A 7241-nucleotide genomic window follows, 5' to 3' on the forward strand; every position below is an offset into this window, starting at 1 on the left:
GTTTGAAATAATTTTGGTATATTATATAATTTTACTATCTTAATAAAAATTGTGGAGTCTTTTATGAATGAAGTGTTCAAAAAAATAAAGGGTAAACTTATAGTATCTTGTCAGGCATTGGAAGATGAGCCATTATTTAGTTCTTTTATAATGGGTAGAATGGCTTTGGCAGCAACTCAGGCAGGTGCAGGTGGAATAAGAGCCAATACTGTTGTAGATATACAAGAAATTAAAAAAAATACTAATCTTCCTATAATAGGTATAATAAAGAGGAATTATGGAGATTGTAATGTATATATAACTCCTACTATGAAAGAAATAGATGAATTATGTGCAGAAGGAGTTGACATAATAGCAATAGATGCTACTAAGAGAGAAAGACCAGATAAAGTTCAATTAAAAGATTTTGTAAAGGCTATAAAAGAAAAATATCCTAATCAAATCATAATGGGGGATATATCAGATGTATCTGAGGCTGTTTATGCTGAAGAGGTAGGAATTGATATAGTAGGCACTACATTATGTGGATATACTGATTATACAAAGGGAAATGAGCCTTTAGTTACTCTAGAGCAAGTATTAAAATCTGTAAAAATACCTGTTATTGGTGAAGGTAATTTAGATACACCTGAAAAGGCAAAAAAGGGTATAGAGATGGGGGCATTAGCTGTTGTTGTTGGAGGAGCTATAACCAGACCTAAGCAGATAGCTGAAAAATTTGTAAAAGCCATAGAAACTTTATAATAAATATTCTAAAAAATTATATTTTTGTACCATTTTTTCTTTATTATGTTATAATGATTTTTAAAAAATAAATTAGGAGAAAATTTGATATGATGAAGAATTCATTCGCGTTGCTTCAAAAAATAGGTAGGTCATTTATGCTGCCTATTGCAATACTCCCTATGGCTGGTATATTATTGGGTGTAGGTGGTGCTTTTACAAGTCCAACTTTGATAGAGACATATAATTTAACATTTTTGAAAACAGGTACTCCATTAAATTATATATTAGTATTATTATTTAATGCTGGTAATTTTGTATTTGCTAATTTACCTCTTTTGTTTGCAGTTGGTATAGCTATAGGTATGGCAAATAAGAGTAAAGAAACTGCTGCTCTTTCTGCTGTGGTAGGTTTTTTATTGTTTCATACAGTTATAGGAGTTATATTAAGATTCCAAGGTCATACCCCAGATAATACAACAGTAGATGCTCTAATGGCAGCTGGTATGAGTGCTGGAGAGGCTGCTGGTACTGCTGCTTTATATGCTAGAGAGTTAGGAATATTTACATTACAAACAGGAGTATTCGGCGGTATTATATGCGGTTTATTATCTGCTTTTATCACTAATAAATTTGCCAATCAAACATTACCTGATTATTTAGCATTCTTTAGTGGTAATAGATTTGTTGCTGTTTTAACTATGGTATTTTTTATACCATTAGCTGCTATATTTCCTTTTATATGGCCTAGTATATTTGGAGTTATAGTGAAAGCTGGTGAATTGTTTGCTGCTACTGGATATATTGGAACATTCTTTTATGGTTTTGCTATGAGGATATTAAATGTATTTGGGCTTCACCATGCTATATATCCATTATTTTGGTATACAGAATTAGGCGGTGTATTAGAAGTAGGTGGACAATTAGTTGCTGGCGGACAGAGAATATTCTTTGCTCAATTAGCTGACCCTACAGTAACACATTTTAGTGCTGCTGCTACTAGAACTATGACAGGCGGATTTTTACCTATGATGTTTGGTTTGCCTGCTGCTGCTTTAGCTATGTATCATGTGGCTGATGATGAAAATAAAACAAAGGCAAAAGGTATTTTATTATCTGCTGCTTTAACTTCTTTTTTAACTGGTATTACTGAGCCTTTAGAGTTTACATTCTTATTTATAGCTCCTCCTTTATATGTTGTGCATGCTATTTTAGAGGGCTTAGCATATATGTTAATGTATATGTTAAATGTTGCTGTAGGTATTACATTCTCAAGAGGATTAATTGACTTTACATTCTTTGGATTATTACAGGGAATAAGTAAAACTTCTTATCAGTGGATATTGATATTAGGACCAGTATATGCGGTTGTTTATTATTTTATATTTAGATTTTTAATAATTAAATTTAATTTTGCAACACCTGGAAGATCAGGCAGTGAAGTTAAATTGTATAGAAGAGCTGACTATAATGAAAGAGAGGGTACTAAAACAAATGAGGCTATTTCTAATGATGATGATAGTATAATAGATTCTATAGTAGAAGCTCTTGGAGGAATAGAAAATATAGATAATATAGATGCTTGTATAACTAGATTAAGAGTTACTGTAAAAGATCCTAGTAAAGTTGCTAGTGATGATGTTTGGACTTCTCTTAATTCTAAAAAGGTTTTGAGGGCTGGAAATGGAATACAGGCTATTTATGGAACGCAGGCTGAAGTTTATAAAAATAAAATTATACAAAAATATAATATAAAATAAAATATTGGTTATAATAAATGTTATAAAGGCATATGCTTTTTTAAGTATATGCCTTTTTTATATTTTTCTTCATTATTATTTATTTGATTTTTATTGCTAAAATGTTATAATAGTAAGAACATTTTTTAAGGATAAAATTCTATGGCTGTAAAAAAGAATAATAATGATAATACTGAAGAGAGAAAATATTCTACACTAACAAAAGATATTCTAAAAAGAGTTGATCATATTTCTATAGAAAATGAATTAAAAGAATCTTATTTAAATTACGCTATGAGTGTTATAGTGTCAAGGGCTTTGCCTGATGTAAGAGACGGACTTAAGCCTGTGCATAGAAGAATACTTTATGCGATGTATGATGCTAATTTAACGCATGATAAGCCATACAAGAAGTCGGCTGCTACGGTTGGTGAAGTGTTGGCACGTTATCACCCGCACGGAGATGCTGCTGTTTACGGTACTATGGTGAGAATGGCACAAGACTTTTCTATGCGTTATTTGCTTGTAGACGGACAGGGTAATTTTGGTTCTGTGGACGATGACCCTCCTGCTGCTATGCGTTATACTGAAGCGAGAATGACTAAATTCGCAGAAGAGATGCTTAATGACATAGAAAAAGAAACTGTTAAATTTGTACCAAACTTTGATGATTCTAGAACCGAGCCTTCTGTACTTCCTGCAACAGTGCCTCAGCTTTTAGTTAATGGTAGTATGGGTATTGCTATTGGTATGGCTACTAATATGCCTCCTCATAACTTAAAAGAGGTTGTTAATTCAATTGTTTATTATATAGACCATCAAGATGCTGAAATTAAAGACTTGATGCGTTATATACAAGGTCCTGATTTTCCTACTGCTGGAATTATATACGGTAAAGAGGGCATTAAAGAGGCTTATACTACTGGTAAAGGAAGAATTAAATTAAGAGCTAGGCTTGAAATAGAAGAGACAAAAAAAGACAGAGAGGCTATTGTTGTAAAAGAGCTTCCTTATGGTGTTGTAAAGACCACTTTGCATGAAAAGATTGCTGAATTAGTTAAACAAGGTAAAATTGAGGGTGTTGCTGATATTAGAGATGAGTCAAGCAATAGGTCTGGAATTAGGCTTATAATAGAGCTTAAAAAGGGTGTTGCTACTCAGATTGTTTTAAATCAGCTTTGGAAGCATACTGATTTAGAAATTACTTTTGGTATAATTAATCTTGCTTTGGTTAATGGCGAGCCTAAAGTATTAAACTTAAAAGAGCTTATAAAATATTTTGTTGATCATAGAGTTGAAGTTATAACAAAAAGAACAGAATATGATTTAAATCAAGCTAAAGCAAAAGCACATATATTAGAGGGCTTATTAATAGCTCAGGCTAATATTGAAGAGGTTATAAGAATAATTAGGCAGAGTGAAAACACAGAAGCTGCAAGAAACACTTTAATGAGTAAGTTTAAGCTATCAGAAAAACAAGCTCAAGCTATACTCGATATGCCTCTTAAACGTTTAACTGCTTTAGAAAAACTCAAAATAGAACAAGAGTTACAACAGTTAAGAGAGTTTATTGCTTATTGTGAAGACTTGCTTGCTCACCCAGAAAAGATACTTGCTGTTATCAAAGATGAACTTAAAAACATAGCAGAAAAATACGGCGATGACAGAAGAAGTGAGATAATAGGCAAAACTAATGATACTGAAATTGATGAAGAAGATTTGATTCATGATGAAGATGTTGCAGTATCTATCACTACTCAAGGCTTTATTAAGAGAGTACCTGCTTCAAGCTATCGTACTCAAGGAAGGGGCGGAGTAGGTGTACAAGGCGGAAAATCTCAAGGCGAACATTATATAGAACATTTATTCGTTGCTTCTACTAAAGATTATTTGTTTATATTTACTGACAGAGGTAAGGCTTTCTGGATGAAGGTGCATGAGATTCCTGCTCTAACAAAAACTTCACAAGGTAAGAGCATAAAGTTTATACTTAATTTAGCACCAGATGAAAAGATTACAAGCTACTTTACAGTATCTGACTTTAACCCTAAACAATCTATTATAATGGTTACTAAGATGGGTACTATTAAGAAGATGGAGCTTAAACATCTTGAGAATGCTAAGAAGAGGGGTATACTTGCTTTAACATTAGAGAATAATGATGAGCTTATAGGTGTATCTGCTGTTGAAAGCGGCGATGACTTTATTATGACTACTGCTTCTGGTCTTGCTTTGAGAATAAATGAGCAGAAAGTAAGAAATATGGGACGTGCTGCTGCTGGTGTTAAGGGTATTACTTTAGATGACAATGATATTTGTGTATCTGGAAACGGCATACATAAAGGTGAGTCATTAATAGTTATCACTGAGAATGGTATAGGTAAAAGACTTTCTTCTAAGCAGTTTAATGCTAAAGGAAGAGGCGGAAAGGGTCAGATTTATATTAAGCCAGACAATAAAACAGGAAATGTAGTTAGCGTAAAAACTGTAGGCGACAAAGATGAGATAATGGTTGTTACTACAGATGACATGACTATAAAGATAAAGGCTGATTCTATACCAGAGTTAGGAAGAAACGCTAAGGGTGTAAAAATAGTTAATATTTCTGACGGTGCTAAGGTAAGCGATTTGGCTGTAGTACCTGCAGATACTGAAAAATAAAAATAAACAAATAAAAAATTATATTATTAAGCCTGTATTTTTAATATGGGCTTTTTTTATGTTTATTACTTTGAAAAGTAAAAAAAAGTAAAAAACTATAAAAAATAGTAAAAAAAACTTAATTTTTTTAAAAAAATATTAAAAAAACTTTACAAAGTGTATGTTGATGTGTTATAATATATACATAAACAACAATGAAGGGGAAAAAAATCCAATGAAAAAATTTTTATTAATATTGTCAATAATATCAGTAGCAGCTATTTCCTGTGCTGATAGTAATGGAGCAGGCGGAGCTACAGAAAGTTTAGTTACTAAAAATATACCTAGTATAAACAAATCTGTAAGAGATGGAACACCTAATACTCAAAGTAGTGTTTCTCTTTCGGTATCAGCTCAAGTAACTGCTCAAGCATCTGGAGATGTTACATTAGGAGAAAATACTAATCCTGAAAGTGGAACTTATAATGTTTTAGAAAGACTTTATTCTACAACTTGGTATCAATCAGAAAGTGATTATGATGATGGTAAATTAGAAACAGAAGAAACTTTTATATTCTTTGACCCTAGTTCAAAAATGGTTCAAAGAGAATATGAAAATGGTGTATTAGATGGTAGAGATGAATATTCTACATTAACTTGGGTTGCTGATATTACTGTTAACAATGGAAGTATAGCAAATTTATCAGGTGAAAAAAGTAGAAATGCTTGTATAGTTCAAAATAAAGAAATGAATGATAATGATAGAGATACTGAATTTGAAGCTTATTATTTAGCAGATCAAGATACTTTATATATTGTTGATGGTGACACTAAAGATGAAGTATCAAGAGAATTACAGCAGTTAATAAAAGATATTGCAAACAACTCTCCTAGAGCTTATGGCGATAAATATGTGTTATCTGTAAAAGCAAAATGATTTACTTTTATAAATAGTTTTAGAGGCTTAAGCGGTATTGATTACCCTTAAGCCTTTTTTATTGCATATTTAAAACCCATATTAATAAAAAAAAGTTTGTATAATTTCTTTATTTTATTGTTATAAAAAAGTAAAAACAAGTAAAATATATAAAAATATAGTAAAAAAATATCGCAATTCATAGAAAAATAGTAAAAAAAACTTAATTTTTTCAAAAAAATAGTAAAATAAACTTTACAAATTGGTTTATTTTGTTTATAATATATACATAAACAACAATAAAGAACAATGAAGGAGAGGAAATACAATGAAAAAATTTTTATTAATATTGTCAATAATATCAATGGCGGCAATTTCATGTGCTGATAAAAATGCTGCAGGCGGAGCTACAGAGTCTACTGTAAGTGCAAATATACCAAGTATGTCTAAACAAACTTTAAAAGGTACATCAGTAAGTGCTCAGCAAAGCCTAGCTCTTTCAGTATCAGCTCAAGCTAATCAGGGCGGTGCATCTTCTACTGATATTACAACAGGTAATATTACAGAAGTAACAACTGAAGAAACTGGTACATATAATTTATTAGAAAGATTATATAGCACTACTTGGGTAAGTGTTGAAAGCGGTTGGGACGATGGAAGACCAGAAACAGAAGAAACTTATATTTTCTTTGACTCTGATTCAGAAATGGTTGAAAGAGAATATGAAAATGGAGTATTAGACGGAAGAGATGATTATTCTAAATTAGTATGGCAAAAAGATATACAAGTACCGGCTGGTAGCGGAAATATATTTGGTACAGCAATGCCTCTTCCAGAAACAGGTACTGATTATAGTAGAAATGCTTGTATAGTTAAAAATATGGAAAAAGGTGATTACGATACTGATTATGAAATATATTTTATGACTGGAGAAGGAGATAATAGAGTTTTATATGTAGTTGATGGTGATAATGAAAAAGAAGTACTTAATGAGTTTAAAGAATTATTAATACAAATAGCTAAAGGTAAAGTAGATGGTGATAATAGATATGTTTTAGCTAAAGCAGCAAAATAATAGTTTGCTATTAAATAGTTTGAGAGGCTTAAGTGGTATTGATTTGCCATTAAGCCTTTTTTATTGCATACTTATATTATAATTAAGTTTTTTATTCAACTTTTTCCCGTAGCTATACGCTGTGGACTTCGTCAAAGTTGCAAAAAGT

The 7241-nt window shown here is 31.3% G+C and carries 5 protein-coding genes; all 5 read left to right on the forward strand.

Annotated elements, in window-relative coordinates; genetic code table 11:
- Nucleotides 1-63: 63 nt before the first annotated feature.
- Nucleotides 64-744, forward strand: a complete 681-nt coding sequence (locus tag E6A48_RS06500) for an N-acetylmannosamine-6-phosphate 2-epimerase (protein ID WP_219709234.1) — start codon at nucleotides 64-66, stop codon at nucleotides 742-744.
- A gap of 89 nt (nucleotides 745-833) precedes the next feature.
- On the forward strand, nucleotides 834-2483 hold the full coding sequence (locus E6A48_RS06505; protein WP_258018559.1) for a PTS transporter subunit EIIC: 1650 nt from the start codon (nucleotides 834-836) through the stop codon (nucleotides 2481-2483).
- A 141-nt stretch (nucleotides 2484-2624) separates the two neighbouring features.
- Entirely contained in the window at nucleotides 2625-5123 is a 2499-nt protein-coding gene (gyrA, locus tag E6A48_RS06510; RefSeq protein WP_219709235.1) for a DNA gyrase subunit A, read from the forward strand.
- A gap of 214 nt (nucleotides 5124-5337) precedes the next feature.
- Complete coding sequence (locus tag E6A48_RS06515) at nucleotides 5338-6039, forward strand: hypothetical protein (RefSeq protein WP_219709236.1); 702 nt, start codon at nucleotides 5338-5340, stop codon at nucleotides 6037-6039.
- A gap of 307 nt (nucleotides 6040-6346) precedes the next feature.
- A complete protein-coding gene (locus E6A48_RS06520) occupies nucleotides 6347-7093 on the forward strand; it encodes a hypothetical protein (RefSeq protein WP_219709237.1) in 747 nt (248 codons plus the stop codon).
- Nucleotides 7094-7241: the final 148 nt, after the last annotated feature.

The organism is Brachyspira pilosicoli (genome assembly GCF_019402445.1).
GTDB lineage: Bacteria > Spirochaetota > Brachyspiria > Brachyspirales > Brachyspiraceae > Brachyspira > Brachyspira pilosicoli_B.